The organism is Bradyrhizobium sp. UNPA324 (assembly GCF_006658635.1).
Classification (GTDB): Bacteria; Pseudomonadota; Alphaproteobacteria; order Rhizobiales; family Xanthobacteraceae; genus Bradyrhizobium; species Bradyrhizobium nanningense.
On sequence record NZ_LFJD01000004.1, the window covers coordinates 6,903,696 to 6,930,532 of the forward strand.

At 63.3% G+C, this 26,837-nt stretch carries 23 protein-coding genes and 1 pseudogene; 11 read left to right on the plus strand and 13 right to left on the minus strand.

The genetic code is table 11. The features are described 5' to 3' along the window. Positions 1–70: 70 nt before the first annotated feature. The 3 genes and pseudogenes from UNPA324_RS33085 to UNPA324_RS33105 form a co-directional block, all read right to left on the minus strand. On the minus strand, positions 71–460 hold the full coding sequence (locus UNPA324_RS33085; RefSeq protein WP_128919928.1) for a response regulator: 390 nt from the start codon (positions 458–460) through the stop codon (positions 71–73). Beyond that, the gene (locus UNPA324_RS33090; protein ID WP_502705474.1) at positions 457–4,035 is read right to left on the minus strand and encodes a GAF domain-containing protein; all 3,579 of its coding nucleotides are present in this window, start codon (positions 4,033–4,035) and stop codon (positions 457–459) included. Before UNPA324_RS33090 ends, UNPA324_RS33085 begins: the two co-directional genes overlap by 4 nt. Before the next feature lie 2,248 nt (positions 4,036–6,283). Next, positions 6,284–6,640: pseudogene (locus UNPA324_RS33105) on the minus strand (outer membrane protein); the annotation flags it as partial. A gap of 132 nt (positions 6,641–6,772) precedes the next feature. On the opposite strand from UNPA324_RS33105, the gene UNPA324_RS33110 reads away from it, so the two are divergent. Beyond that, positions 6,773–7,546 carry an SDR family NAD(P)-dependent oxidoreductase gene (locus UNPA324_RS33110; protein WP_141938233.1) on the plus strand — a complete coding sequence of 258 codons (774 nt, stop codon included), beginning with the start codon at positions 6,773–6,775 and terminating at the stop codon, positions 7,544–7,546. A 21-nt stretch (positions 7,547–7,567) separates the two neighbouring features. On the opposite strand, the gene UNPA324_RS33115 is transcribed toward UNPA324_RS33110, so the two are convergent. The 4 genes from UNPA324_RS33115 to UNPA324_RS33130 form a co-directional block, all read right to left on the minus strand. Continuing rightward, positions 7,568–8,245 carry a hypothetical protein gene (locus tag UNPA324_RS33115; protein ID WP_128919934.1) on the minus strand — a complete coding sequence of 226 codons (678 nt, stop codon included), beginning with the start codon at positions 8,243–8,245 and terminating at the stop codon, positions 7,568–7,570. Positions 8,246–8,374: 129 nt separating this feature from the next. Continuing rightward, positions 8,375–8,857 carry a transcription elongation factor GreA gene (gene greA, locus UNPA324_RS33120; protein ID WP_128919935.1) on the minus strand — a complete coding sequence of 161 codons (483 nt, stop codon included), beginning with the start codon at positions 8,855–8,857 and terminating at the stop codon, positions 8,375–8,377. Between the two features lie 59 nt (positions 8,858–8,916). After that, a complete protein-coding gene (locus UNPA324_RS33125) occupies positions 8,917–9,402 on the minus strand; it encodes a hypothetical protein (RefSeq protein ID WP_141938235.1) in 486 nt (161 codons plus the stop codon). A gap of 181 nt (positions 9,403–9,583) precedes the next feature. Continuing rightward, on the minus strand, positions 9,584–9,913 hold the full coding sequence (locus UNPA324_RS33130; RefSeq protein ID WP_141939159.1) for a hypothetical protein: 330 nt from the start codon (positions 9,911–9,913) through the stop codon (positions 9,584–9,586). Between the two features lie 271 nt (positions 9,914–10,184). Here UNPA324_RS33130 and UNPA324_RS33135 point away from each other — a divergent pair, with 271 nt between their 5' ends. Beyond that, positions 10,185–10,418 carry a DUF3551 domain-containing protein gene (locus UNPA324_RS33135; RefSeq protein ID WP_128919938.1) on the plus strand — a complete coding sequence of 78 codons (234 nt, stop codon included), beginning with the start codon at positions 10,185–10,187 and terminating at the stop codon, positions 10,416–10,418. 118 nt (positions 10,419–10,536) lie between these two features. On the opposite strand, the gene UNPA324_RS33140 is transcribed toward UNPA324_RS33135, so the two are convergent. Continuing rightward, positions 10,537–11,235, minus strand: coding sequence for a winged helix-turn-helix transcriptional regulator (locus UNPA324_RS33140; protein WP_128919939.1), 699 nt, complete (start codon positions 11,233–11,235; stop codon positions 10,537–10,539). Between the two features lie 211 nt (positions 11,236–11,446). Between UNPA324_RS33140 and UNPA324_RS33145 the strand changes: the two genes are divergently transcribed. Next, positions 11,447–11,953 carry an SRPBCC family protein gene (locus UNPA324_RS33145; RefSeq protein ID WP_128919940.1) on the plus strand — a complete coding sequence of 169 codons (507 nt, stop codon included), beginning with the start codon at positions 11,447–11,449 and terminating at the stop codon, positions 11,951–11,953. 86 nt (positions 11,954–12,039) lie between these two features. Then, the gene (locus tag UNPA324_RS33150) at positions 12,040–12,465 is read left to right on the plus strand and encodes a GFA family protein (protein WP_141938237.1); all 426 of its coding nucleotides are present in this window, start codon (positions 12,040–12,042) and stop codon (positions 12,463–12,465) included. Positions 12,466–12,619: 154 nt separating this feature from the next. On the opposite strand, the gene UNPA324_RS33155 is transcribed toward UNPA324_RS33150, so the two are convergent. Both UNPA324_RS33155 and UNPA324_RS33160 read right to left on the minus strand, forming a co-directional pair. Next, on the minus strand, positions 12,620–13,138 hold the full coding sequence (locus UNPA324_RS33155; RefSeq protein WP_128919942.1) for a hypothetical protein: 519 nt from the start codon (positions 13,136–13,138) through the stop codon (positions 12,620–12,622). Between the two features lie 39 nt (positions 13,139–13,177). Next, a complete protein-coding gene (locus tag UNPA324_RS33160) occupies positions 13,178–14,725 on the minus strand; it encodes an acetolactate synthase large subunit (protein WP_164936315.1) in 1,548 nt (515 codons plus the stop codon). Between the two features lie 263 nt (positions 14,726–14,988). On the opposite strand from UNPA324_RS33160, the gene UNPA324_RS33165 reads away from it, so the two are divergent. Together UNPA324_RS33165 and UNPA324_RS33170 are read left to right on the plus strand one after the other, a co-directional pair. Further along, positions 14,989–15,567 carry a L,D-transpeptidase gene (locus UNPA324_RS33165; protein WP_128919944.1) on the plus strand — a complete coding sequence of 193 codons (579 nt, stop codon included), beginning with the start codon at positions 14,989–14,991 and terminating at the stop codon, positions 15,565–15,567. 172 nt (positions 15,568–15,739) lie between these two features. Further along, a complete protein-coding gene (locus UNPA324_RS33170) occupies positions 15,740–16,555 on the plus strand; it encodes a DUF2927 domain-containing protein (RefSeq protein WP_128919945.1) in 816 nt (271 codons plus the stop codon). An 85-nt stretch (positions 16,556–16,640) separates the two neighbouring features. Here the strand turns inward: UNPA324_RS33170 and UNPA324_RS33175 are convergent, their stop codons facing one another. Beyond that, complete coding sequence (locus UNPA324_RS33175) at positions 16,641–17,765, minus strand: threonine synthase (RefSeq protein ID WP_141938239.1); 1,125 nt, start codon at positions 17,763–17,765, stop codon at positions 16,641–16,643. Positions 17,766–18,088: 323 nt separating this feature from the next. Here UNPA324_RS33175 and UNPA324_RS33180 point away from each other — a divergent pair, with 323 nt between their 5' ends. The 3 genes from UNPA324_RS33180 (at position 18,089) to upp (ending at position 21,363) form a co-directional block, all read left to right on the plus strand. Then, positions 18,089–19,345 (plus strand): GTP cyclohydrolase II, encoded by a 1,257-nt coding sequence (locus tag UNPA324_RS33180; RefSeq protein WP_141938241.1) that lies wholly within the window; start codon positions 18,089–18,091, stop codon positions 19,343–19,345. A gap of 7 nt (positions 19,346–19,352) precedes the next feature. Further along, entirely contained in the window at positions 19,353–20,591 is a 1,239-nt protein-coding gene (locus tag UNPA324_RS33185) for a URC4/urg3 family protein (RefSeq protein WP_141938243.1), read from the plus strand. A 142-nt stretch (positions 20,592–20,733) separates the two neighbouring features. Further along, on the plus strand, positions 20,734–21,363 hold the full coding sequence (gene upp, locus UNPA324_RS33195; protein ID WP_128919950.1) for a uracil phosphoribosyltransferase: 630 nt from the start codon (positions 20,734–20,736) through the stop codon (positions 21,361–21,363). A 7-nt stretch (positions 21,364–21,370) separates the two neighbouring features. Here the strand turns inward: upp and UNPA324_RS33200 are convergent, their stop codons facing one another. Both UNPA324_RS33200 and UNPA324_RS33205 read right to left on the minus strand, forming a co-directional pair. Then, positions 21,371–22,483 (minus strand): M48 family metallopeptidase, encoded by a 1,113-nt coding sequence (locus tag UNPA324_RS33200; protein ID WP_128919951.1) that lies wholly within the window; start codon positions 22,481–22,483, stop codon positions 21,371–21,373. A gap of 3 nt (positions 22,484–22,486) precedes the next feature. After that, positions 22,487–23,632, minus strand: coding sequence for a YjgN family protein (locus UNPA324_RS33205; protein WP_181769700.1), 1,146 nt, complete (start codon positions 23,630–23,632; stop codon positions 22,487–22,489). 300 nt (positions 23,633–23,932) lie between these two features. Between UNPA324_RS33205 and UNPA324_RS33210 the strand changes: the two genes are divergently transcribed. Next, complete coding sequence (locus tag UNPA324_RS33210; protein ID WP_141938247.1) at positions 23,933–25,198, plus strand: cytochrome P450; 1,266 nt, start codon at positions 23,933–23,935, stop codon at positions 25,196–25,198. 175 nt (positions 25,199–25,373) lie between these two features. Then, positions 25,374–26,648: a cytochrome P450 gene (locus UNPA324_RS33220; protein ID WP_141938251.1), complete on the plus strand. Its 1,275-nt coding sequence runs from the start codon at positions 25,374–25,376 to the stop codon at positions 26,646–26,648. Positions 26,649–26,837: the final 189 nt, after the last annotated feature.

A 26,837-nucleotide genomic window follows, 5' to 3' on the forward strand; every position in this document is an offset into this window, starting at 1 on the left:
TTGAGGTCAGATGCGCTGCGATCATTCCACCTTGCGAGACGTCCCGGATTGTCATCGACCACGAGAATGGTCAGGCGGCCTGCTCAAGCCTCGTGTCTATCTCCTGGCGCAGCGCCGCGAAGTCGATTGGTTTGGTCATCAGGTCGGTTGCGCCGTTCGCCAGCGCCTTGCGCCTGGTCTCGGCGTCTCCGTAGGCCGTGATCATGATGACCGGCACATCGGGGCGGACCGAACGCACGATGGGCAGCATCTCCAGCCCGCTCATTCCGGGCATGTTGATGTCGGACAGGATCAGAATCAGGGTGGCGTCCTCCATCTCGACCGTGCGCTCCAAGGCCGCGGGCGCGGACGATGCGAACTCCATGAGAAAGCGGCCGGCGCGCAAATCGCGGCGAAACTGCTGGCGAAACAAGGCCTCGACGTCCGGCTCGTCGTCGACGACCAATATGTAGACGCTCAACTTCTGCCTCCGGTCCGCGATGGTGCCGCCAGCGTACGTGGCAGCGTAATGATGAACTCGGTATAATCGCCGGGCTCGGTATCGACCTCGATGCTGCCGCCGTGCTGCTTCACGATGATGTCGTGACAAATTGAAAGGCCGAGGCCGGTGCCTTCACCTGCGGGCTTGGTCGTGAAGAATGGATTGAAGATCTTCTCTCTCACCTCGGCCGGGATGCCGGCGCCATTGTCGCGAATCCGGATTTCGACGGAGCCGCCCAGATTTGTGGTCGTCGCGCGCAGCCTTGGCTCGAAGCCGTGGCCGGTGGCGTCCCTTTGTTTGCTCGCCGCGTAGAATCCATTGGAAACGAGATTGAGGACCACGCGCGTGATTTCCTGCGGATACAGCTCAAGGGCCCCTGCGGATGGATCGAGATTCCTTTCAAGCGTGATATCGAAGCCTGCTTTCTCAGCGCGCGCCCCGTGATAAGCAAGGTTGAGACTTTCCTCGACGATGGCGTTGATATCGGCCGAGCGGCGCTCGCCTGCCCCCGCGCGAGAGTGCAGAAGCATATTCTTGACAATGGAATCGGCGCGCGTTCCGTGCTGCACGATCTTTTCCAGATTACCCTGCAGCAGGTGAATCAGCGCGTCGATGTCCTGCCTTGCTGCCTCGCCAAACGGGGCTGAGCGCAGCCCGTCGCGGAGCTCGTCGACCAGCTCGGAGGACAGCGCAGCGAAATTGTTGACGAAGTTGAGCGGGTTCTTGATTTCATGTGCAATGCCGGCGGTAAGTTGCCCGAGCGAGGCAAGCTTCTCGGTCTGGACCAGCCGATCCTGCGCATTCCGAAGTTCCTCGAGCGACTGCGACAATTCCCTTGTGCGCTCGCGCAGTTCATTCAGCAGGCGTGCATTCTCGATTGCGATCACGCCCTGGTGCGCGAAATTGGATACGAGTTCGATCTGCTTGTCGGTGAAGGGCTTAATTTCCTGCCGGAAGATCGTGATGGTGCCGATCAGCTGATCTTCCTTGAGCATTGGCACGATGACGAGGGTCCTTGCACCGGCAAGGTCGGCAAGCGCGCGAACGTTCGGGTTGCCTTCGACGTAGGGCGGCTGAGTCCTGATATCGTCGATATGAACCGTCTGATGAGTTTTCTCGACGGTGCCGAGCCCGCTTGCCGGGTGCGGGCGAATTTTCTGGTATAGCCGGGTGTCAACATAAGCCTGTGGCGCGTTATGCAGCGCAACCGTGCGGAAGCCGCCGTCCTCGTAGAGATTCATGGTGCCGAAGCCTGCGCCGCAAATGCGGGTCGCATTCTCCAGCATCTTGTGGAAGACCGGGGTCAAGGCGCCCGATGAAGCGCTTATGATCTCCAGCACCTCCGACGTTGCCGTCTGTCGCTCCAACGATTCGTTCAGCTGCTCGAACAGACGCACGTTGCCGATGGCGATGACTGCCTGATCTGCAAAGGTCTGAAGCAGGTTGATCTGCTTCTCGCCGAACGGGCGCACCTCCGTACGGCGTAGCACGATCGCCCCCATGCTCTCGCCTTCTCGCAAAAGCGGCACGCTGAGGACGGTGCGAACGCTGGAGCGAAGCGCATATTCTCGTCCCGTCGGGAATTCCTCCCCTTCGGGCCCGAGCAGGTCGTGCACATGAACTGTGCGGCGATCGATAATAGCCCGGCCGGTGGGCGATTCTGCACTGATCGATCGTCGGCTCCACACCACGGGAACTTGGCCATGGTGCGCCTGGATAACGAGATCATCGCCATCCCTCAGAACGACCAGCGCATCATAGGCCTCGCAGAGTCCGCATGCGCTTTCAACAATGGCCTTGAGCACGGGACCGACCTCGGTCGGCGAGGATGCGATGACGCGCAGGATGTCGGCGCTGCCGGTCTGGTACATCAGCGCCTCGGACAGATCCCGCGTCCTGGTTTGCAATTGTTCCAGGAGCCGCACATTCTCGATGGCGATCACGGCCTGGTCGGCAAACGTGGTGACGAGTTCGATCTGCTTTTCCGTGAAAGGCTGCACGCGCCGGCGAGCGATCACAATCGCGCCGATCGGCTCGTTCTCGCGCAGGAGGGGAACAGCAAGCGCCGTGCGCTGACCGGCCATCGTCGTGGACTCGCGCAGGCTGTATTCGGGATCGGCAGCAACATCGAGAACCTGCACCGGTCTGCGTTCCAGCACGGCCCGACCTGTGACCGTGCTCCGTCCGGGGATAATCGGGTGAACCCGCAGAAACTCGATGTATTCCTCGGAGAACCCTACCGCTGCTCCGGCCTGATATTCATCGCCCTCGCGGCGCATGATGAACGCCATCTCCGCTTCGCACAGCCGCGCCGCCGAATCGACCAGCGTATCGAGCACGGTTTGCAGGTCGAAGGTCGAGCGGCTGATCACCTTCAGCACATCGGCCGTGGCAGTTTGCTGCTGAAGCGATTCGGCGAGATCGCGCGTCTTCGCCTGGACCTCATCGAATAGCCGGACATTTTCGATCGCGATCACGGCCTGATCGGCGAAAGTGGAGACCAGGTCGATCTGCTTGTCCGTGAACGAGTTTACGGTCTTGCGGCCCAGGAACAACACGCCGATCGTTTCCCCGGACCGAAGCAGGGGCACGCCGAGGAGGGTGCGATAACCGCCGGCCCTCTGCTGCTCGGGATAGGCATATTCGGGATCGACCAGGACATCCTGAATCTGGACAGCTTTGCCGGACAGCAGGACGCGCCCAACGACGCTGCCGCGTCCAGCATTGAGCCGAATGCGCGCCGAGACCTCGGCCCACTCGGGCGAGAAATTGTACCGCGTTGCATGATAGTAGGCGCCGTCGGTGTCCTGCCGGACGATGGCCGCCATGTCGGCACCACACAGCCACGCCGCCGATTCCGTCAGCGTGTCGAGAACCGGCTGCAAATCAAACGCGGAACGGCTGATGACCTTCAAGACATCGGCGGTCGCGGTCTGCTGCTGCAGCGACTCCCGCAAGTCGTCAGTACGCGCCTGCACCTCATTGAACAGCCGCGTATTCTCAATGGCGATAACGGCCTGATCGGCGAAGGTCTGCAGAAGTTGCACATGATGCGGAGCGAAATTACCGGGCTCGGTCCGCGTTACGCTGATCATGCCGATCACCACGCCGCCGGTCGAGAGCGGAACGAACAACATGCTGCGAAAGCCGCGGGCGCGAGCGATGAACTTGATTTCGTTCGTCAGCGTTTCAGTGTCGGAAGTCGGTACTGCCTTACCTGCCTGGACTCCTGCGAAACTCTCAAACTCGGCAATCGGCCTCGGAAACATGTTCTTTAAGGCCTCGTCGGCGGCAGAATTCGTCGGCGTGAATGCCGCCAGATGGGCCGTGCCGTCGGTGAAGCGGAATACGGTGGTCGAAAATCCGCCAAGCAAGGCATTGGCCTGCCTCGCAATCGCATCGAATACCGGCTTCACCTCCGATGGCGAACTGGCGATGATCTTGAGAATGTCCGCAGTGGCGCTCTCGCGATCTTGTGCGGCGCGCAATTCGGCCAAGAGCCGCGCGTTCTCCTGCTGCAAATCCGCCACCACGTCCTGAGGAAGCGCGGCCATGATGAAAATCCACATCGCCAGCCGGTTCGCGGCCGACGTCAAAATTAAATCAAGAAAGCGTCGGGAATTATTCCACCATCAGGTGCTTCCGACCAGACGTATTGTTAGTTGATTTTCAATCGACTGCGCGTCAATTCGCCTGCGCGATCTACCGAAGCGGCGAGTTCCACAAGTTGCCACTGCGGGCCGCGGCTATCTGCCGCCAAGATCTACAGATACCATCGCCATGAGCGCACCTCAGGAACGCATCGCGTCAATCGCGTGGGCTATCAGGACCGCAACGCTGACGCCGATAAGGATAACGAGGAACCAATTCAAAAACACGTTCGCCTCCAACCTTTGGAATTGAACGCGCGCAATTGTGCACAGTCAAAAACAACCGGCCCAAATTATTAATTTCGGCTTGCGCTGAGGATTCAATGTAACTGTTGCGCCCGTTGTCGGCCCTATCGATGGAATGCCATGAATAGAAGAACCCCGACAACGCACGCCGCGAGTGAGAGCAAGTAAATACCCACGGCAAATCCCGACTCATCTCGAACTGGAGATTTAAATGGGAACTCGCATTATGCCCCGGTCAAGCCCAAAGCTTACCAGAAACAGTTGATATGCCCTGTAACCTGCCAGCCGCGGCAATCATGGCTCTGGAGCCTGAGGTCTCTGCCGCAACGCTCTAGCTTTAGATGGCTGATTTAAAAGCATTTTGTCATGGAAATTTAATCCGCTTTAATTCCGCCCTCACCCGACTGCAGCCGGCCCATTCAAACTGCGCCTTAAGAAGCGTTGCGATTTGCGCTACTCGCACTCGCCTTGCCGACGCCTTTTTCCACCTTTACGACAAACGACCTCGGCTTGGGCGCCGAGGTCGCCAACCTTGGGGAAGGTTTGCTCCCGACGGGGGCTTTTGATTTGGGGACTTGTCGGGAGCCTGGATTCGACTCGGAATTGGGAAAGTCGTTCCGCTTGCCGAGCAAATAAAAGCGGCCTCGGAGAACGGGTGCGGGGGCCGCTGCATTTCCGGCCATTCGTTCAGCTCACCTGTCCTGATGGGTTTGTCCCTTCCTGATGCGGAAGCACCGACTGCTCGTCGAATTGCCCTCGAAGAGCTCCCGCGGGCCTGACTGAGATCGAGCGCGGTTTTCTAAGCAGTCTAGGCGGCTGAGGCCGGCTGGGCTCTGCTCCGGCTCAGGGAGCCCGTGGGACGCCAGAGCGCAACAGCAATCCACACTTCACGGTCGCGTGCACGAAGCCATTTTGGCGGCCAAACGAAGCAATGCTGAAACAACGCGGTCCGATGCTGAGATGAGTGAGGGAGGTTTTAAATGCGTAGCCTAATTTTCGGGGTTGTGCTCGTTGCGCTAGCAACGATTGGATCTTCATCGTTTATTTCGGCCGCTCTTTCGGCAACGCGGGATGCCAAGTCCGCAACGTTCTCAACGCGGTTCGCGCCAGCAACAAACGTTCCCACCTGCACTTTGCCCGGGCCGCGGACCGGTTCGAGCATGCGTTCTTGAGCGGCTGCTTTCCGACCCATGGATCGGCACTCCGCTGTTCGATCAGAGCCTGATACTGCCTCACGGCTGGAACGGATAACAGCTGCAACCAAGGATAATTGCGCTTTCGCGCGTGGCTTGGGGATATTCTGCCAATAGGTCAACGCATCTGCATTTTCCGAATCGACGTTCCATGGTCGCTCGCTCATGCGTGGCATTCGGGGGTGTAGGTGTGAGCCAGTTTCTATCGATGCTGCTGCTAACAACAGCCGTGGTTCTAACCGTCTGCTTCGGAGTGGCGGCCTGGCGCCTCTCTGACGAAAAGGACACTGACATCACTGGCCGGATCGAACGCCAGTGGTATGGAGGGAAAGGGGCGCCAGCCAGATAACCCTTTCACTTGCCTCCTGCGCGCTCTCTGCTCTGAAATGCCGGTTGCGCTTCGCTGGCACGGTCCTTGCCAATTCCGGCCCATCTTAACCGGTCCCGGCAGGGAGTCGTTTCGCGATGAAACAGAAATCTCGGACCTCAAAACCGCAAAAGCCTAATCTGGAACACATGATTTCCGATTTGGTGAGATTGCTTAAGGCAATAGAGGATCTTGAGGGCCTAAGAGAGAAAGTCCGGCGAGCAGAAGCCGCTCGCGTATTGCGCTAAGCTTGGCGGGCAGAGGCGCATTATTAAAATTATTAAATATGGGTCGATCGGCGCAGCGATCTGTTGATCGCAGACGATCAGTGGCGCGCCCGCCACCCCTAGTATTTGGCGATGACGGGGCCGCCCCAGCGATAGTTCAACCGCACGAGCCCGATGTCCACGTCCTGGCCGATCCGCTCCCTGCGCGTGAAGGCGCCGGCCGCCACGCCGCCAAAACCACCGGCGCCGGTGAAACTGACGTCGCGATGGCCGAGGAAGATGTGGTCGTATTCCACACCCAGCGACCAGTTCGGGGCAAAGCCGAATTCAAGGCCGCCACCGACGATGCCACCCCAACGCGTTTCGCTGGCTCGATCGAACTCCGCGCCGGTGACGACGTCGTTGGTCCGGTATTTGTCGGCGACGGCCGCGCCGCCGCCTTTCACGTACAGCAGGACATTGTTCCAGGCATAGCCAAAGCCATTCCGAATGCTGCGACGGACAACAGGAACTTCTTCATAAGCGTCCCCCACGAATCTCATACGTCATGCAATCGGCCTGATCTTAACGATTTTCGGGTGTTTGGATGTGATCTACGGGAGAATCGCATGTCGACCATCTTCATCACCGGCAGCACCGATGGCCTCGGCCGGGCGGCGGCGCAATCGCTGCTCGGTCAAGGACACCGTGTGGTGCTGCATGCGCGCTCGGCCGATCGTGCCGATGCCCTTGGCGAGCTGAAGTCACGTGCCCAAGGGATCGTGGTCGGCGATCTCAAAAGCGCGGCCGAGACGAAGGCTATCGCCGAGCAGGTCAACGCGATCGGACGCATGGACGCGGTCATCCACAACGCCGGCGTCTACACGCGTCCCGGTCGCGGCGCGACGCCGGAAGGCCATGCCGAGACGCTGGCCATCAACACGCTTGCGCCGTACATGCTGACGGCCCTGATCCAGCGGCCCGGTCGGCTCGTGTATCTCAGCAGCGGATTGCACAGGGGTGGAGAGGGCTCGCTCGATGACCTCGATTGGACCAAGCGGGCCTGGGATTCCGCCCAAGCCTACGCCGAGAGCAAGTTGCACGTGGTTGCGCTGGCCTTCGCGCTGGCGCGGCGCTGGCCCAAGGTCCTCTGCAACGCCGTCGATCCCGGCTGGGTGCGCACGAAGATGGGTGGCGCGGGCGCGCCGGTCGATATCGACACCGGTCAACGGACCCAAACCTGGCTGGCGGTGAGCAAGGATGCTGCAGCTTTGGTGACGGGGCGCTACTGGCATCACCTCGCGCAGCAGCAGCCGGCCAGTGAAGCGACCGATCCGAGATTTCAGGACGCGCTCATCGGTAAATTAGGCAAGCTGACGGGAGTCGAGCTGCCGGAGGTGTAGGGCACAATAACGGATCAGGCTTCACACCGCCCTCTGTGGCCGCCACGCCGTGTAGAGACCGACCAGGGTCCCGATGGCGGCCAGCGCGGCTGCCAGCAGGACCTGCAATTCGCCATCGTCGGTGGGGCCGACAGATGACACGATCCTGCTCACGATGACGAACAGAATGCCCACGGCCGCCGCTGCCCCCACGCAAAGATAAGCGAGCTCTCGCGTCAAATTGCGGCCGAGCAGTCCGAGTGCCGTGAAATACATCGCAGAGGCGTTGGGATGAACGAACAAGGCAATGCGCGCGTAACGGCCGTAGGCGTCGAACAGCGACTCACATCGGCTCAGCGCGCCTCTTGAGGCCACCCGCTGCAGGAAGGGCCTGAAGAAACGAGCCTGTCCGTAGCTGAGAACGGCGCCCAGGATGATGGCGAGCCACGCCACGGTGAAGACGGAGCCGTCCACGGCCTTGGGATTGAGCGCCACCGACATCAGGATCAGGGCGGTGCCGGGAAAATAGCCGAAATACGGGAACACCGCTTCCAGCAGCACGCAGACGAACATGAAGGCCGGAAACCATGCCGACCCGGTCGCGCCATGGACGATCGCGTTCAGATCGAACAGGCTCGTCCTGTACAGAACGAGATACATGCACATGGCCAGTCCCGCCAGCGCGTAGAACGGCAATGCTCCCGACCAAAACCGTCTCATCCAACCATCCAGCTCTGTTCGGCGGAGACGACGGCCTCACGCTGTTCCGGACCACGCTTTAGGCGAATGAGATTGCTCCTGTCGATGGCGCGCTTTGCCACGCAATCTTCGATGCGGCCCTGCGCTTCGCTACGCGATCGACAAGATCTCGATCTCCTGGGCGCCTGCCCCGACGACATCGCCGACCGCTTTCCCCATCAGCGACTTCGCCACCGGCGCGACGAACGAGATCGTCCCCGCCTTCGGGTCGGCTTCGTCCTCGCCGACGATGCGATAGGTCTGCACGCGGCCATCAGTGCGGCTGAATGTCACCGTGCTGCCGAAGGCGACGATATCGTTCGACACCGGATCGGGAACGACCTGCGCGGTGCGTAAGCGCTCCGTCAGATAGCGGGCGTCACGGAGGGGCACGGCCGATTGCCGGCGCTTCTCGTTGACGTCCTCGATGGCTTGCGCGGCTTCATAGGCCTCGCGGGCTTCTCGAAGCTGCGTCTGCAACGCCTGCAAGCCGGCTTCCGTCACGAGGTTGGGATGCGGCGAGATCGGGCGATCCGGCAGCAGCGTCTCTGACGCGGTCTCGGCGCTTTCTTCCTTGGTAAAGGCGACGCTCAATGCAAGAATCCTGTCGAACTGTTCCGGGGGCGACGCCAGACGCCGCCGCTTTTCCCGGACTATATCTCAAGTTCGACGAAACGACGGAGCTTGAAGACGATATCCGGCAAAGCCTGGCGGAACCGCGTTGCATTCTGGAAATTGGTCGAGAACGGCGCGAAGGTGATCATCGCGTTCCAATGCCGGTAGCCATAGACCGTGACCGAGACGCCGGTGGCCGGAAAATCCTCCAGCTTGCGCAATTGGCCCAGCACGAGATCGGCAATCGCTTCGGCAGGCAGCAGCTGCTTGCCATCCCGCGTCGTGACTTTTTTTGCAGGCTGCTCGACCGGCTCGGGGGTGGCCGGCGCAGCGTGGGACGCATCCTCTTGGCCAATCGACGTCGCCTCAGCGATGGGCGCCGAAACCGCTTCCACTCCGTTCGAGGGCACCGTCGGCGGCCCCTCGGTGAGCGGCGGCGGTGCAACACTATCTGCGCGCTTGTTGCCTCCGAGGATGCTGCTGATCATGGCCACGAGGCCAGCATCCTTCACGTCGTCACTCATCATTCCCCCCGGGATTCGGCCTACTCTAGCATTGCGCTGGCAGACCGCTACCGGGGATGTGACCGGAAGACGCCTCGCAGAGGCGGTTCGTCGCAGCGCTCGACGAAGGGCTGTTCGAAAGCCCGTTCTTCGAAGGCACCAGCGGCGCGAAGCCCAGCATCCCGCGCCGCCGTGCGATCCGTCACTGCTTATCGAACGGAATATATTGCCGGTACCGTTTGGGCACGGAGCTGCGATAGCGTGCGGGCACGGTGCCGGTGTCGATGGAATGATCGATTTCCTGCTGCCGTGTCATCTTCTTCTTCGCCGGCTTCTTCGATGCACTCTTCTTGGAGCCGGTCGGCTGGCTGGAGCTGTCGGTGGTCGCAGCCGTCGTCGTTGCCGGCGCACTGGTTGTCGCCGCAGGCGTGGCGGTTCCGCCGGCAGCCGGCGCGGTCTGGGCCAGCGCAAGCGCGCTTTGCACGACGAGCGCCAGTGCCGCTGTCGCGGCCATCAAGTATGACTTTTGCATCAGAACCTCCAAAATTGCCTGATCCGAGGCCAAACCCGGGCCTGCGGCATCGACGCGTGCAAGTCCGTCAACATTAAGGTCTCGTCCCAAACGAGAATTGTGGCCGAGATCACATTGCTCGCCGCCGGCTGCACCACGATGTTCCTCGTTTCGGTTCCTCGTTTCGAACGCATCCGGGCGTTGCGGAGACAAACACAGCATGACCGTGCCTCCGACAGGCCACGGGAACGCCAGGCTCGGCCGTTCCTCCCCATCATCGAAGGAGACTGAAATGCGTCGCACCATCCTCACGCTTGCATCGTTCGCAACCTTGATCGCCGCGTCGTTGTCGCCCGCCTCGGCCCAGGCCGGAAACGACAGATACTGCCTGCAAGGCCGCAGCTGGGGCTATCCCGGCAACTGCCAGTTCGCCAGCTACCAGCAATGTGCGGCGACCGCCTCCGGCACGTCGTCCTATTGCGGCATCAACCCGCGCTACGCGTATTCGCAGCCCTATCATTACTGACGAGAAGGCGGCGTGTGCGACGATCGCGCGCGCCGCCACCGCCCAGTAAGAACAGACTTATCCGGATCGCATCTTCCGATGCGCGCCGCCCGCTATTTACGGGAAAGGTGAACCGCCTTCAGCTCGCAAGTTTCTTTTCCTTCGCGAATGGACTTAGCCCGAGCCATCTCTGAATCGAGGATGCAATCTGCCGATCGCCGGTCAGCATCATTCGGCGGCTGCTTAGCGCCGCCCGGACCGTGTCGAGCCCCATCCAAATCGCGGTCATGGTACGCAGATCGACGGATACGTAGAGGTCGATCTCGAACCCGGGATCGACCGAGCAGAGATCGACGCCCTCCCCTGGATCGACGATCAGCCACCAATGTCTTTGCGTCGCAGGTAGCTCCGGATAAACGAATTGAATCACACTCCTTCGCCGCGGCATCGGCGTCGGGTTGAGGTTTCGACGCATGTCCCACATCAGGAGCTGCACATCGAGATGCTCCAGCGATAGCGCCGCGGAGATCCGGCGCTGGCCCCATTTACCGAAGCCTTCGACGATCGGACCCAGTTCCTGTCCGGACGGGGTCAGCCGATATTCGAACACGCCGGACTCCGTAGCCGATGCCTCTCGCGCGACGATCCCTGCGGCTTCGAGCTCCTTCAGCCGCTGCGACAGCAGCGCCGGCGACATGCGCGGCACGCCGCGCCTGAGATCGTTGAAGCGCGTCGAGCCGGCGATGAGTTCGCGCAGCAGAACCACGGTCCATCGCGTGCACAGGATCTCGGCGGCCATCGCCACTGGACAGAATTGCTTGTAGCTGCCCGCGGCCATGCCTCACTCCATCTGTCGGTCGTGACAGCGTACCGCCGAGGCGCACCTGCAGCTAGTTCAATTTCTGTACCGGGCAGATTCAGTTCCTGAACTGGCGATGTCGCATGTCCTCCGGCTACCTCGCTGACATGCGGCCCTGAACCGCTCTCGCCCCATCCGCCTGGCGGCGGCCGCACGAGATGTCCCATCCCCTGTAACGAGGCAATGACAAATGACGACGACCCAGTTTTCTCCGAGCCAGATGGCGACGCGCGCCGCGACGCTTGCCCTGGTCCTGCTTGGCACGGCACCGGCATTCGCGGCGACGATCTCGCGCAGCCTCGAGGTGAAGGCTCCGGTAGCAGACGTGTGGTCGGTGATCGGGCCGTTCTGCGCAATCAAGAACTGGTTGCCGCCGGTCGGCCAATGCATCGAGGACGGCAAGGCTCCGCCGACGCGCATCCTGGTGACCAAGGACGGCAAGGCAGCCTTTGTGGAGGCACAGACTGCACGCAACGACGCCGAGCACAGCTATTCCTACAAGTTCCTCGCCAGCCCGCTGCCCGTCTCGAACTACACGGCGACCATCAAGGTCACCGCCAAGACAGACGGATCGTCGGTGATCACCTGGAGCGGGTCCTACCGGCCCGATGAGGGAAAGGAGAAGGCCGCCGACGAGGCCCTCAACGGCGTCTACGAGGCGGGCCTCGCTGAGATCAGGACGAGGTTCTCGAAATAAGCACTGCGTCTCTTTCACCGGCATAGCGGACCACCGCGGTCCGCAATGCCGGCCTGCGACTTCAACCCATCACGGAGACTGACATCATGACCACCTACAAAGGCGCCTGTTTCTGCGGCGCAGTCGAAATCGAGACGACGGGCGAACCGGAGGCCATGGGCTATTGCCACTGTGCCTCATGCCGCTCCTGGTCGGCAGCGCCGGTCAACGCATTCACCTTGTGGAAGCCGCAGAATGTGCGGGTCACAAAGGGGGCGGAACGGATCGCAAGCTTTGCCAAGACCGACCTCAGCCATCGCCAGTACTGCAACTCATGCGGCGGCCATCTCATGACAGAGCATCCGCCGCTCGGACTGGTCGATGTCTATGCTGCGACGCTCGCTGGCCTCGACTTCGCTCCAGGCGTACATGTCAACTACGCGGAGACGGTGTTGCCGATGAGGGACGGCCTGCCGAAGCTGAAGGATTTTCCCGCCGAGCTCGGAGGTTCAGGTGTCGCCGTTGCTGAATAATCCGGTGGCCTGGACGTTGATCCTGTTGATCGTATCGGTGGCCGGCCTCCTGAACGATCTGCACTGAGCCAGCGAGGAGGAAAGAGCGGCGCTCGTCACATCAAGCTCTCGCTTTCTCCTCCCCTGCGCTGACCCGACTGGCATGATGCACGTGCTACCGCGCGACCCCGAGGCCAGCCTCCTCGAGCCGCGTCGCGAGCCAGCGCGACAGCGTGTCGTCGACAGCGCCGCTGACATAGACCTCCGACATCGTCACCCGGTCCTTGTCCAGCACCAGCAGCACGCCGATCCAGTAGGGAAACCAGACGTGGACATCGGTCAGCGCCCTGAGCTTGTGCTGGTCGTGCTCCAGCGGCGTGTGATTGCTCGCCTTGCGGATCTCCACCGCGAGCAGATTGTTCGGGATCTCGCGCTGATGCACCACGACATCGGGATAGATCGACTTTCCCAGATGATCGTCGGTCGAGATGATGCTGCCGTGCGGCAGATGCAGCGTGCGCTCGCCGAGACGGTCGTAGTTGCAGTCGACCGACCAGCCTGAAAACTGCTTCTCCAGATGCACGGCGAAGCGGTGCGTGACGGCACGCTCGCCGATGTCCTTCTCGAACAGGAAGCCTTCGTGGGCGTAGAAGTCCCGGAGCCCCGCAATCACCTTGTTCAGCTCGGTCTGCATCGTGCCTCCGGGCTCTCGGCGCTCCGCGTTGCCTACGTCCTACATCTGAACTTCGATCAGCCGCGGTCCGGGCTCGGCGACCGCCTCGGCCAGCGCCTTGTTGAACTCGTCGGCATTGGTGACGGCGCGGCCGGGCACGCCCATGCCCTTGGCCAGCGCCACGAAATCCAGCGTCGGCCGGTCGAGCCTGAGCATGTCGTTGGCGCGCTGGCCGGGCTCGCCGGCGCCGACATTGTCGAACTCGCCGCGCAGGATCTGGTAGATGCGGTTGGCGAACACGATGGTGACGATGTCAAGGTTCTCGCGCGCCTGGGTCCACAGCGACTGGATCGTGTACATCGCGCTGCCGTCACCGACCATGGTGATGACCTTGCGGTCCGGGCAGGCGATGGCGGCGCCGATCGACAGCGGCGTCGAGAAACCGATCGAGCCGCCCATGTTCTGCAGCCAATCATGGGGAGCCGCCGCCGCGGTCGGCGGGAAGAAGCCGCGGCCGGTGGTCAGGGACTCGTCGACCATGATGGCGTTCTCGGGGATCGCGCATGCAATCGCCTGCGCGATCGAGGCGAAAGTCAGCGCGCCGGTCGGCTTGACCAGTTCCTGCAGAGCCTGCGGCTTGACGTCCTTGGCGCTGGCCTTCACCGCGCCGGCGAGCGCTTCGAGCGCGGCGACCGAGTTCTCGCCCCACGAGGTCATGCGATGAACCTCGCAGCCCTCGGGCTTGAGCATGCTCGGCTTGTTCGGATAGGCGAAGAACGCCACGGGATCGTCGGATTCGACCAGCACGATATGCCGGAACTTGGCCAGCATCGGCAGCGCGTTCTCGATCACGTAGTGGATGCGGTCGATCGAATAGCGGCCGTGGCCGCGCGCCATCTTCGGGCGGAAGGTCGGGCCCATCACGGTGCAGCCGGTCTTGCCGGCGATGCGCTCGGCGAGCGCCAGGCCCTGCTCGCTGAGGGCGCTGCCGGTCATCAGCAGCAGCGTGCCCTCCCCGTCGCCATGCAGGATCTTTGCGGCCTGCTCGACCGCCTGCGGCGAATAGCTGGCGCGCTGCTGCTCGGCCGGGACCTCGGCGATGCCGTCGGCCTCGTTCCAGGCGGTGTCGGCGGGCAGGATCAGGGTCGCGATCTGCGGCGGCGCGCTCTTGGCGGCGGCGATCGCCGCGGCGCCGTCAGCGGCGACCGATTTGGCATCCGGGGAGGTGCGGACCCAGGACGACATCGGCCGGGCCAGGCCCTCGATGTCCGAGGTCAGCGGCGCGTTGTAACCGATGTGGTAGACCGCGTGCTGGCCGACGATGTTGACGATGCCGGAATTGGCCTTCTTGGCGTTGTGCAGATTGGCAAGGCCATTGGCGAGGCCGGGACCGAGATGCAGCAGGGTCGAGGCCGGCGTGCCCTTCATGCGGAAATAGCCGTCGGCCGCACCAGTCACCACGCCCTCGAACAGGCCGAGCACGCAGCGCATGCCGGGCACGCGGTCGAGCGCTGCGACGAAATGCATCTCGGAGGTGCCTGGGTTGGTGAAGCAGACGTCCACCCCACCCTTGACCATCGTCCGCACCAGGCTTTCCGCACCGTTCATTCTTTTTGCTCCGCAACCGGTCTTTTCAGGGTGATCCATCCGATCAATCATTGTTCGCAGGCCCCGTCAAAGCAATAGCCGGCATCGCGGCCCTGCCCCGCGCTGCGATGCGCCGGTTTGGCTAATGATTTTCGGCAAATTGTGGTTGCCGATTTGGTAACACCGATCGGTGGAGATGACGATCTCACGGGGCCGTGGCTTGCGAAAAGCCCGCAAATATGGCCTGTGGCCTTTGTTGAATCGATTTTTTGCTGGGGGAGACAATGATCCGGTTTTTTGCCGCGCCGATTGCCGCCATCGCACTGCTGTCGGCCACGACGGGCGGGGCGCTCGCCGAAGAGTTCGACACGCGCGACATCATGGGCGGCGGCCCGAACTTCTTCCGCTCCGGCGCCAATCCGATCCCGCGCACCACCGTCATGTATAACGGCAACTACGCCCCCGGCACGATCGTGGTGAACACCAGCGAGCGGCGGCTGTATCTGGTGCTCCAGAATGGCCAGGCGCTGCGTTACGGCATCGGCGTCGGCCGCGACGGCTTCCGCTGGGGCGGGGTGCACAAGATCACCGCCAAGAAGGAATGGCCGGACTGGACGCCGCCCTCGCAAATGCTGGCCCGCCGCCCCGACCTGCCGCGCCACATGAAGGGCGGCATCGAAAACCCGCTCGGCGCGCGCGCGATGTATCTGGGCTCGACGCTGTATCGCATCCACGGCTCCAACGAGCCGGAGACGATCGGCCAGGCGGTCTCCTCGGGCTGCTTCCGCATGACCAACGACGACGTCAGCGATCTCTATGGCCGCGTCGGCGTCGGTACCACGGTGGTGGTGCTGAACAATTAGGGCGCAATTGCCTCCACGAGAAAGGTGCGCTCCCTCTCCCGCTTGCGGGAGAGGTGAGCGAGCCCCGCGGCTTAGTCTGTCACTCTCTTGCTACAGACAACGCCGGGAACCGCGGGACGCGTGATCTTGCGCTCTTGTGCGCGCGACGTGAATACGGCAGCGTCGCACGACGATGAGCGCATTGAATCCGTCCTCGGCTGCCCTTCGCTCCGCCCTGCTGGCGTTCGCGGCGCTCACCTGCGCGCCCGACATCGCGCCCTCGGCCATTGCGGGCGAATTGCCCGCGATCGCCTCGCGCCAGCGCGCCGAGAAGAAGAGCTTTACCGACGGCGAGATCGTCGACGGCTTCCTGAAGACGGCGTTCGGCGCCGAATACCACCTCGCCGGCCGCGTCGACCGCATCCGCAAGTTCGACGGACCGGTGCGCGTCTACGCCGAGAGCGACCGCGCCGATCGCAAGGTGCAGCTGGCAAAGGTCGTGGCCGACATCGGCAAGCGCGTGCAGCACCTCGACATCGCCATGACCGACACCAACGAAGCGGCGAATGTGCGGGTGAAGCTGGTGCGCGACCGCGATCTGTTCCGCACCATCTCGGGCTTCTACGGCGCGGAGAAGGCGCGCGAGATCCGCACCTCGCTCGACCCGCAATGCCTGTCCGGCTTCCGCAAGAACGACAATTTCGAGATCGAGCATTCCGACGTCATCCTCACCGTCGACAACGGCGATTTCGTCTTCCTCGACTGCGCCTATGAGGAGCTCTTGCAATCGCTTGGGCCCATCAACGACACCACGAGCGTGCCCTGGACCATGTTCAACGACAACGTCTCGATGGGCTATTTCGACGTCTACGACCAGTACATCCTCAATCTGCTGTACGATCCCCGCATCAAGGCAGGCATGACCGTCGCCGAGGTCAAGGCGGTGCTGCCGCAAGTGCTCGCGGATGTGCGGGCGTGGGTGAAGCAGGTGAATGATTTGAAGGAGTGAGGTGTTCCGTCATCCCGAGGTGCGAGCGATGGGGCGCCTCAGGGTGACGGTGATATATTTACGCACGTTGCTTCAACCGCCGGCCCTACCCCACCAGATCGGCTACAATCGTCGCGGCCTTCAACCCCGTACCGGTGAGGATGGCGACCGTGGTCTCGTTTGCCTTGATCGCACCGGTCGCGGAAAGCTTGTCCAGTGCCGCGGCCGCGCTGGCGCTGGTCGGTTCGGCGAACAGGCCCTGGCGCGCGAGACGGCGGAGCGCGGCGACGATCTCCTCCTCGGTCAGCGCGACGGTGCCGCCGCCGCTTTCGCGCAACGCGCCGATGATCTCGCGCAGGCGCAGCGGATGCTTGATGGCGGTGCCCTCGGCGACGGTCTTGCTCACCTCGCGGGCGACAGGCGTGTCGACGCCGGCCTGAAAACTCGCATCGATCGGCGAGCAATTGAGTGGCTGCGCCGCGAACAGCCGCGGCAGCTTTGCGATCTGGCCGGCCTTCTTGAGCTCGCGGAAGCCGAAGGCGCAGCCGAGCAGGCTGCTGCCGGCGCCGACGGGAACGATGACGTTGTCGGGCGCGCGGAAGCCGAGGTCCTCCCAGATCTCGTAGGCGAGCGACTTGGTGCCTTCGAGGAAGAACGGCTGCCAATTGTGGCTGGCATAGAACGTCTGGCTCGACTGGCGGATGGCCTCGGCCTCGGATTCCTCGCGCGGGCCCTCGACAAGCTGCACCGCCGCGCCATAGGCGCGCACCTGCGCGATCTTGGCCGGCGAGGTCGAGGCCGGCGCGAGAATCCTCACGCGCATGCCGCCGGCAGCACCGAGCCCCGCCATCGACGAGCCGCCATTGCCGGAGGAATCTTCGAGAATGGCCGAGATGCCGATCTGGCGCAGGAAGGACAGCATCACGGCGGAGCCGCGATCCTTGAAGCTGCCGGTCGGGTTGAACCATTCGAGCTTGAACAGCGGGCGCAGCTCGCCCCAATTCTGCTGGATCAGCGGCGTGCAGCCTTCGCCGAGCGTGATCGGGTTTGCGATTCTGACCGGCAGCGCCGCCCGGTAGCGCCAGAGCGAGCGCCTGCTTCTGTCGATATCGTCACGCGAGATCCCCGCCCCCGGCGTCACCAACAGCGGCGTGCGCTCATCCGAGCACCAGCGCGGCTGGTCGAGCGGGTAGAGCTGTCCGTTGCGGGGGTCGATGTAGCTGGCGGGCATGGGGGTCTCCGGGGCAGAGCCGATCCGGTCATATGTCCGAATAGGCAGGTTTTATCCAGTCACCTGTTCGGACCGTGGTGCGGCGCCCGCCCCTTTAAAAAATACGAGCGATTCCATAGATATATAGTGCACTGCAGCGCCGTTCGCTGATCGGACGAGGGCGCAAGCGCGCCTCCGCCCCGCCTGGCACGATTAACTTGTCTGTCGCTGACGGGCGCTACAATATGTTGGATTGAGTTTGCGTCGCCTGTGTTCCGAAGCGGTGCCGCAAGCGAGCCAGGCCCGTCCGAGCGGCGGGCCGTTGGCTTTTTGGGAGCCTGGACATGAGCCGCGCCAACCGCACCGACCACATCCGCCTCACCTCGCATCCGGAGCCGGGCCGGACCTCCGCCTTTCCGATCCACTGGGGCGCCACCGAGGCGCGCGCCCGCGGGCCGGTCATCGGCACGGTGTCGCGCGCCGGGGATCGCAACGTGATCGGCAGCCATGGCGGCTCCTACGCGATGTACCGTGCGCTCGCGGTGTCCGCCGGCGCGCTCGATCCGATCCGCAGGCCCGACCTCACCAACACGTTTCCGGCGGCGACCATCGGCCCGTTCCCGCAATGGAGCGATCCCACCAAGATCGTCGCGCTCGATCCCTGGGGGCATCTCGTTGCCGAGAACTTTCGCCAGGAGATCGCCGAGGGCGCCGACATCCGCCCGAGCATCGCGGTGACGCGGGCGCGGCTGGACCTGCCGGAGATCCGCGAAGCGCTCGCCGCAAAACGGCTGCGCGCCGACGGCGAGGTCGTGCACGCCAATGGCAGCGTTTCCGTGGTGAAGATCGCGATCGATCCGGTCTGGTACCTGCCCGGCCTTGCGATACGCTTCGGCACCGGCGAGACCGAGCTGCGGCGCACGCTGTTCGAGCAGACTGCCGGCATGTTCCCGGAGCTCGTGACGCGGCCGGACATGAAGGTGTTCCTGCCGCCGATCGGCGGCACCACCGTCTACATGTTCGGCGATGTGACGAAACTGCCGGACCATCGCACCAAGATCACCTGCCGCGTGCATGACGAATGCAACGGTTCCGACGTGTTCGGCTCCGATATCTGCACCTGCCGTCCCTATCTGATCCACGGCATCGAGGAATCCGCGCGCGGCGCGCAGGAGGGCGGGCTCGGGCTCGTCGTCTACAACCGGAAAGAAGGCCGCGCGCTCGGCGAGGTCACCAAATTCCTGGTCTACAACGCACGCAAGCGCCAGGAGGACGGCGATGCGGCCGCCGCCTATTTCGAGCGCACCGAATGCGTCGCCGGCGTGCAGGACGCGCGCTTCCAGCAGCTCATGCCGGATACGATCCACTGGCTCGGTCTGAAGCGCATCGACCGTTTCCTGTCGATGAGCGACATGAAATACGACGCGCTGACCTCTCAGGGAATCGACATCGTCGAGCGCGTTCCGATCCCGCCGGAGCTGATCCCGGCCGACGCCTATGTCGAGATCGCCGCGAAGAAGGCGGCCGGCTATTACTCGACCGACATCGCGCCCGAGAAGGACGTCGATGGCGTCGTCGGCCGCTCGCTGGAAAAATACTGATCCCGCGATGGCCGAGGCTTTGGAACGACAGGCCCGCTCGCTGCTCACCGCACAGGCGGTGCGCGCACGGGCCGGGCGGATGCTCGAGATCGGCCTTGCCGGCGGCTTGAGCCACTTCACGATTGATCTCGACCGCATGGATGGCGTCGCGGAGGCCGTGCTCGCGGTCACGCGACAAGCCTATCCGACGCTGGAGATTCCCTTCCATGCGCGCTGGCGGCATTTCGTGATCGGCGGCGTCGACCGCTGGACGGACCTTGCGAAGGCGGCCTCGTGGCCGGATCGCGCGGCACGGGCGCGGGCGGAGTTCGACCTTGCCATCGTCAGCGTATTGCTCGATGCCGGCGCGGGTGCGGCGTGGCGATATCGCGACGGGGCCAGCGGCGAAAGCATCGGCAGGTCCGAGGGGCTGGCGATCGCGAGCCTCGACATGTTCGCGGGCGGCCTGTTCTCGGGCGACGCGCGCACGCCGTTCAGGGCCGATGCGGACGTGCTGGCAAAGCTGCCGCTCGCCTCCCTCACCTCCGCCTTTCAGGTGAGCGAAGCCAATCAGCTGCTCGGCCTCGAGGGACGCACCGATCTGCTCCAGCGTCTCGGCCGGCTGGTCGCGGAGCGCGCGGCGGTGTTCGGCCTGCGCGACACGCCACGACCTGGCGGCCTGTTCGATCACATCGCGGCGCAGGCGAACGGCGGCGCCGTTGCTGCGCCCGCGATCCTGTCGGCCGTTCTGAACCAGCTCGGACCGATCTGGCCGTCGCGGCTCGAGCTTGCCGGCATTCCGCTCGGCGATTGCTGGCGTCACCCGGCGCTCAAGACGGACGACGCGACCGCGGGCCTCGTGCCGCTGCACAAGCTATCGCAATGGCTGAGCTATTCGCTGATCGAGCCGCTGCAGCGCGCCGGGCTCGAAGTCACCGACATCGACGGCCTGACCGGGCTGGCCGAATACCGCAATGGCGGCCTGTTCGTCGATCACGAGGTGCTGCGCCTGCGCGATCCCGCGGACGCCGAGCGCGCACATGCGGTGGATTCGCTGCTCGTCGTGGAATGGCGCGCGCTGACGGTGGCACTGCTGGACCTGCTTGCCGAACGGGTTCGTGCCAAGCTCGGCCGCACGCCTGAGACCTTGCCGCTCGCCAGCATCTTGGAAGGCGGCACCTGGGCCGCCGGCCGCGCCATTGCCTTTGCGCGGCGCCCAGACGGTTCACCGCCGCTCAAGGTGATCAGCGACGGTACGGTTTTCTAGAGCATGGACAGAGACTTGCGATCACGCGCGTCATTGCGAGCGCAGCGAAGCAATCCAGAGCCCCTCCATGGAAAGATTCTGGATTGCTTCGCTCCGCTCGCAATGACGACTCGATAAATTTAAATTTCGGGAGATTTGAATCATGGAAGGCGTCACGATCGTCGATCATCCGCTGGTGCAGCACAAGCTGACCCTGGTGCGGGACAAATCCATCTCTACAAAATCATTCAGGGAGCTGATCAAGGAGATCGGCATGCTCTTGTGCTACGAGGTCACGCGCGATTTGCCGCTCGCCGATACCGTCATTGAGACGCCGCTGGCGACGATGCATTCGGCCAAGATCGCCGGCAAGAAGCTGGTGTTCGTGCCGATGCTGCGGGCCGGCACGACCTTCGTCGACGGCATGATGGACCTGGTGCCGACCGCGCGCGTCGCACATATCGGGCTCTACCGCGAGCCTCACAGCTTTGCCGCGGTCGAGTACTTCTTCAAATCGCCGTCCGATCTCAGCGAGCGCCTCGCCATCGTGGTGACGCCGGTGGTCGCCACCGCCAACACGGCCGTCGCAGCCATCGACCGCCTGAAGGAGCGCGGCGCCAGGGACATCCGCCTCGCCTGCCTGATCGCAGCCCCGGAAGGGTTAGAACGGCTGCGCGGATTTCATCCTGACGTGCCGATCTGGACGGCTGCGGTCGACGAAGGCCTCGACGAGAACGGCTTCATCCTGCCAGGCCTTGGCGATGCCGGCGACCGCGCATACGGAACGAGATAGCAAAGACTCACACCTTCCCGCTGCCGCAGATCAGCTTCAATGACTGCCACTCCTTGTCCGTCAGCAGCGGCGGGCCGGAGGCGGGGCGATCTTCTCTGGTCATGCGGGCGAGGCGGTCCTCGGTCAGCGGGTGGCTGGCGAGGATCGTCGTGAGCGTGGAGCCGCCTTCCTTGCCGGTGATGCGGAACATCAATTCGGCCGCGGGCTTCGGCGAGCGTCCGAGCTTGTGCATGATCTCGATCGCGAACGTATCGGCGGCGGTCTCCGCCTCGCGCGAATAGGAGGCTTCGACCAGACTGCGCGAGGCGAAGATCACCGCGCTCGAGCCGGTGACGTCGCCGAACAAGAGGCCGATCAGGAACGAGGTGCCGCCGTTGTAGATCAGGCCGCGCATGTTGTCGTAATGCTTGAGATGGCCGAGCTCGTGGGAGAGGATGCCGGCAAGCTCGTCGGGGCTGTCGGCCTTGTCGAGCAGCCCCTTGAGCACGTAGACCTTGCCGCCGGGCAGCGCGAACGCATTCGGCACCGGGGTCGGCAGCACGCCCGCCGTCATGGAATCGTCGTCGAGGCCGGCGGCATCGCGCAGGCGGTTGACGAGCTTGGTGAAGGCGGCCTTGCCCGCGGGATCTTCGCACCCATTGCGGCCGAAGATGGTTTTCATCTGCACTTCGGCGGCGTCGCCGATGCGCCGTTCGACAGGCTTCGGCACCAGTGGCGCGAGACGGTCGGCGGCGAGCGGCACGCCGAACATCACGACGCAGACGATGGAGACGGCCGCCGCCACCGACCAGCCGACGATCTTTGCGACGCCCCGACGCGAGGTCCGGTGTTCGTCGAGCCGCAGGCAGCGGGCGGTCACGTCTGCGGCAAGCGCCGCGTCGCGGATCTCCAGCCGCGCCAATGGCGGCGCGGTGGTGCAAGCCAAACGCAAGATCCCGGGCGGACTGTCGGCGCGGCGGATGTCGGCATAAGCCCAGCGAACCGGCGCTGCGCCCTCCTCGGCGATCTCGAGCGCATCACCGAACGCCAACGTCACCTGCCGCCGGCGGCTCGACGTGCCGTCGTAGAAGATGGTTGGCTTCGTGGACTGCGCCGGCGCCTCGGCAAATATATCACTCACAGCTCAGAATCCCGCGACATCGAGCCCGTCGGCAAAACCTTCGCCGAGCGCGCTGGCAAGCTGGCCGCTGCCACGCACATCCGCCGCAGCCCCGATGTTGTGCACCTCGACAGTTTCCAGCACCTTGGCCCAGAGATCGCGTTGGAGATAGATGCGCATGATGATGTTGACCGCAAGTGCCACGGCGAAATAGCCGATCACCATCATCACCAGTATCGGGATGCTCTTCGAGGTGTTGCCGGGGGTGAACATCTCCTCCGCCGGAACGCCGCCCAACTTGACGGCAAGCATAGTGGCGCCGCCGATATAAAAGCCGAAAGCTGTCGAAAGCAGCAGCCACCAGCCGATCACCTTCCAGTACAGACCGTAGAAGGCGTCATGAGGCAGGTTCGAGGACAGGCTGACGTCGCCAATGCGGATGCCGTCGAGCCACCAGCGCCATTGGCGCGCTTTGAACTCGGCATAGAAGAACGGCGCGAGCGGGAAAATGAAGAGCGCGATCGGGCTGAGCAGCCACAGCCACCAGGCGCGCTTGAAGAAGGTCCAGCCGTCGCCTTCGAAATCGCCGCGCAGATCGCCGTAATGGCTGTGCTGCATCTTGTAGCGTTCGAGCGCGGCCTCGCGCCACGGCAGCGCCAGGCCGAGCGTCAGGAATACCAGCAAGCCCCACGCCATGGCGCGAAACGAATAGGCCCAGCCGGAGCCGTCCATCCAGAAGCGCACGCCGCGCCAGACCGTGCGCGTCAGCCGATAGCGCCGCGCGCGAAAAATCGCGAATTGACCGAAGGCGTAGAAGCCGATGAACAGCGGCGTCGAAGCAAAGCCCTGCCAGCGCTCGAACTCGATGCCGATCAGGAAGTAGGCGAGGTAGATGGGCATCAGGATCGCGAGCGCGAACAGGAAGCCGACCAGAAGCTCCTTGGCCCGCCCGGTATATTCGGCGGCATCGCCATCGATCGCGGTGAGTGCCCATAGATGACGGCGAATGTCGGTGACGAGCCAGAACCGGTAGAAGCCGAAGGTAACGAGCTCCAGCATGGCACCTTTGGTGACCATTTTTCGGAACTCGGAGCGATTGCCGGAAAAGTCGACGCACGCGGGCGGCAGCGGCGGCGGAATAGGCTCGGAGCCGATGGGGGTCCATTGCATGTCGTTCACGGCGGCAACCTCGGGATGTTGGCCTGTTGCAATCAAACTATAGATCAGAGTTTGGTCGATCCCCAACACGGCCGGGTTCGATTTACCTCAATTCCAGTCGATTTCTGACAAGATATGGCGACGGGCGGCGTGCGGGGGATCACGCTAAGGAAGGTCCCGTAGCCCTCCCGCAAAGCTGGATGTGGCAAAACTCTCCCTTGCTCCGGCGCTGACAACCGGCTGTAATTGCAAATCAAATACCGCAGCGCAGAATTCAACGAGAACGCGCGGTTCGTGCCAGGGAGAACGGTCATGCATGGGACCATCGAGAGTGCGGCCAAGCTCGACGCACTTCGCGAGCGCGCCAATTCACTGCCGCTGGAGCAGTTCGATCCGGGCGATCCCGAATTGTTCAGGACCGATACGTTCTGGCCGTATTTCGATCGGCTGCGCCGGGACGACCCCGTGCATTATTGCAAGGACTCGATGTTCGGGCCGTACTGGTCGGTGACGCGCTACAACGACATCATGGAGATCGAGACCAACCATTCGGTGTTCTCCTCGGCCTCCTCGCTCGGCGGCATCACCATTCGCGACATCGATCCGGACCTGCGCCGCGAGAGCTTCATCTCGATGGACCCGCCGCGTCATGCGGCGCAGCGCAAGACCGTGGCGCCGATGTTCACGCCGACGCACCTGGACAATCTCGCGCTCAACATCCGCAAGCGCTCGGCCGACTGCCTGGACAATCTGCCCCGCGGCGAGGTGTTCGACTGGGTCGACCGCGTCTCGATCGAGCTCACCACCCAGATGCTGGCGGTGCTGTTCGACTTTCCCTGGGAGGATCGCCGCAAGCTGACGCGCTGGTCCGACATCGCCACCACGATTCCCGGCCCCGACGGGCTCGTTGCCACCGAGGACGAGCGGATGGCCGAGCTGACGGAATGCGCGGCCTACTTCTCCCGGCTGTGGAAGGAGCGCAGCGAACAACCGCCGAAGAGCGATCTGCTGTCGATGATGGCGCATGGCGCCGCGACGCGCGACATGGATGCGAAGAACTTCCTCGGCAATCTCATCCTTCTGATCGTCGGAGGCAACGACACCACGCGCAACACCATGTCCGGCTCGCTTCTCGCACTGAGCCAGCACCCAGAGCAATATCGCAAGCTGCGCGAGAATCCCGCACTGCTCGACAGTTTCGTGCCCGAGGTGATCCGCTGGCAGACGCCGCTGGCGCATATGCGCCGCACCGCGCTCTCCGACTTCGAGTTCCGCGGCAAGCAGATCAAGAAAGGTGACAAGGTCGTGATGTGGTACGTCTCGGGCAACCGCGACGAAGAGGTGATCGAGAAGCCCTACGATTTCATCATCGACCGCGCCCGCCCGCGCACGCACCTCTCCTTCGGCTTCGGCATCCACCGTTGTGTGGGCCTCAGGCTTGCCGAACTCCAGCTCAAGATTATCTGGGAAGAGATCCTTAGGCGGTTCGACCATATCGACGTGGTCGGCGAACCCAAGCGGGTGTATTCGAGCTTCGTGAAGGGTCTGGAAGAGCTGCCGGTCAAGATTGCGGCGTGAATTGCGAACTATGCCACGACAATGCTACGCCCCCTCTCCCGCTTGCGGGAGAGGGTTGGGGAGAGGGTATCTCCGCAACGGGACAATTCCCTAGAGGAGAAAACCCTCACCCGGCGCTACGCGCCGACCTCTCCCGCAAGCGGGAGAGGTCAGACAACCAACTGGAGCCACGACGATGAACATCCAAGCGCCGGTCAAGGTGGACAAGGCCGAACGCATGCGAAAGGCGCGCGAGGAGGCCTATGCGACGCCGTTGTCGCAATTCCACCCCGGCGCGCCCCGGCTGTTCCAGGACGACACGCTGTGGCCCTGGTTCGAGCGGCTGCGCAAGGAAGAGCCGGTGCATTACTGCACCAACGCGCCGATCGATCCGTACTGGTCGGTGGTGAAATACAACGACATCATGCATGTCGACACCAACCACGGCATCTTCTCCTCGGACTCGACGCTCGGCGGCATCTCGATCCGCGACGTGCCGGAAGGCTACGACTGGCCGAGCTTCATCGCGATGGACCAGCCCCGACATTCGGCACAGCGCAAGACGGTGTCGCCGATGTTCACGCCAACGCATCTCGACGAGCTGGCCAAGCTGATCCGGCAGCGCTCGCAGACCGTGCTGGACAATCTGCCGCGCAACGAGACCTTCAATTTCGTCGAGCGCGTCTCGATCGAGCTGACGACGCAGATGCTGGCGACCCTGTTCGACTTCCCCTGGGAGGAGCGGCGCAAGCTGACGCGCTGGTCGGACGTCTCGACCGCCCTGCCCAAGAGCGGCATCGTCGCTGGCGCCGAAGAGCGCCGCCGCGAGATGGACGAGTGCTACGCCTACATGTCCAGGCTGTGGAACGAGCGCGTCAACTCGGCGCCGCGCAACGATTTGCTGTCGCTGATGGCGCACAACGACGCCACGCGCCACTTGGACCCCGACAATCTCATGGGCAACATCATCCTGCTCATCGTCGGCGGCAACGACACCACGCGCAACACCATGACCGGCTCGGTGCTGGCGCTGAACGAGAACCCCGAGCAGTACGACAAGCTCCGCGCCAATCCGGAGCTGATCGACTCCATGGTGCCCGAGGTGATCCGGTGGCAGACGCCGCTGGCGCATATGCGGCGTACCGCGTTGCAAGACACCGAGATCGGCGGCAAGCCGATCCGCAAGGGCGACCGCGTGGTGATGTGGTACGTCTCCGGCAACCGCGACGACGAGATGTTCGACAAGCCGAACGAGTTCATCATCGACCGCCCGCGCCCGCGCACCCACCTCTCCTTCGGCTTCGGCATCCACCGCTGCGTCGGCATGCGCCTCGCCGAGCTGCAGCTGCGGATCATCTGGGAAGAGATGCTGAAGCGCTTCGACCGCATCGAGGTGGTCGGCGAGCCCAAGCGGATCTATTCCAGCTTCATCAAGGGCTATGAGTCGCTGCCGGTGCGGATTCCGGCCTGAGCTCTCTCCTCCCGTCATTGCGAGGAGCCCTTGCGACGAAGCAATCCAGACTGTCGCCGCGGAAAGATTCCTGGATTGCTTCGCTGCGCTCGCAATGACAAGGATGCATGTTCGCGTCAGATGCGCAGCCCCTCACCCGGCTATAAAATTTCGGCATGACAGCTCGCGCCAGATGCGACGGCAAGTCGG

Coding starts and splice junctions, on each gene's coding strand:
- UNPA324_RS33090 (WP_502705474.1), bottom strand. CDS start 4,035: ATGGCCGCGCTTCCTCAGGACGTGGTGGCGGATTTGCAGCAGGAGAAC.
- UNPA324_RS33110 (WP_141938233.1), top strand. CDS start 6,773: ATGTCGACCATCTTCATCACCGGCAGCACCGATGGCCTCGGCCGGGCG.
- UNPA324_RS33115 (WP_128919934.1), bottom strand. CDS start 8,245: ATGAGACGGTTTTGGTCGGGAGCATTGCCGTTCTACGCGCTGGCGGGA.
- UNPA324_RS33125 (WP_141938235.1), bottom strand. CDS start 9,402: ATGAGTGACGACGTGAAGGATGCTGGCCTCGTGGCCATGATCAGCAGC.
- UNPA324_RS33130 (WP_141939159.1), bottom strand. CDS start 9,913: ATGCAAAAGTCATACTTGATGGCCGCGACAGCGGCACTGGCGCTCGTC.
- UNPA324_RS33135 (WP_128919938.1), top strand. CDS start 10,185: ATGCGTCGCACCATCCTCACGCTTGCATCGTTCGCAACCTTGATCGCC.
- UNPA324_RS33140 (WP_128919939.1), bottom strand. CDS start 11,235: ATGGCCGCGGGCAGCTACAAGCAATTCTGTCCAGTGGCGATGGCCGCC.
- UNPA324_RS33145 (WP_128919940.1), top strand. CDS start 11,447: ATGACGACGACCCAGTTTTCTCCGAGCCAGATGGCGACGCGCGCCGCG.
- UNPA324_RS33150 (WP_141938237.1), top strand. CDS start 12,040: ATGACCACCTACAAAGGCGCCTGTTTCTGCGGCGCAGTCGAAATCGAG.
- UNPA324_RS33155 (WP_128919942.1), bottom strand. CDS start 13,138: ATGCAGACCGAGCTGAACAAGGTGATTGCGGGGCTCCGGGACTTCTAC.
- UNPA324_RS33160 (WP_164936315.1), bottom strand. CDS start 14,725: ATGAACGGTGCGGAAAGCCTGGTGCGGACGATGGTCAAGGGTGGGGTG.
- UNPA324_RS33165 (WP_128919944.1), top strand. CDS start 14,989: ATGATCCGGTTTTTTGCCGCGCCGATTGCCGCCATCGCACTGCTGTCG.
- UNPA324_RS33170 (WP_128919945.1), top strand. CDS start 15,740: ATGAGCGCATTGAATCCGTCCTCGGCTGCCCTTCGCTCCGCCCTGCTG.
- UNPA324_RS33175 (WP_141938239.1), bottom strand. CDS start 17,765: ATGCCCGCCAGCTACATCGACCCCCGCAACGGACAGCTCTACCCGCTC.
- UNPA324_RS33180 (WP_141938241.1), top strand. CDS start 18,089: ATGAGCCGCGCCAACCGCACCGACCACATCCGCCTCACCTCGCATCCG.
- UNPA324_RS33185 (WP_141938243.1), top strand. CDS start 19,353: ATGGCCGAGGCTTTGGAACGACAGGCCCGCTCGCTGCTCACCGCACAG.
- upp (WP_128919950.1), top strand. CDS start 20,734: ATGGAAGGCGTCACGATCGTCGATCATCCGCTGGTGCAGCACAAGCTG.
- UNPA324_RS33205 (WP_181769700.1), bottom strand. CDS start 23,632: ATGCAATGGACCCCCATCGGCTCCGAGCCTATTCCGCCGCCGCTGCCG.
- UNPA324_RS33210 (WP_141938247.1), top strand. CDS start 23,933: ATGCATGGGACCATCGAGAGTGCGGCCAAGCTCGACGCACTTCGCGAG.
- UNPA324_RS33220 (WP_141938251.1), top strand. CDS start 25,374: ATGAACATCCAAGCGCCGGTCAAGGTGGACAAGGCCGAACGCATGCGA.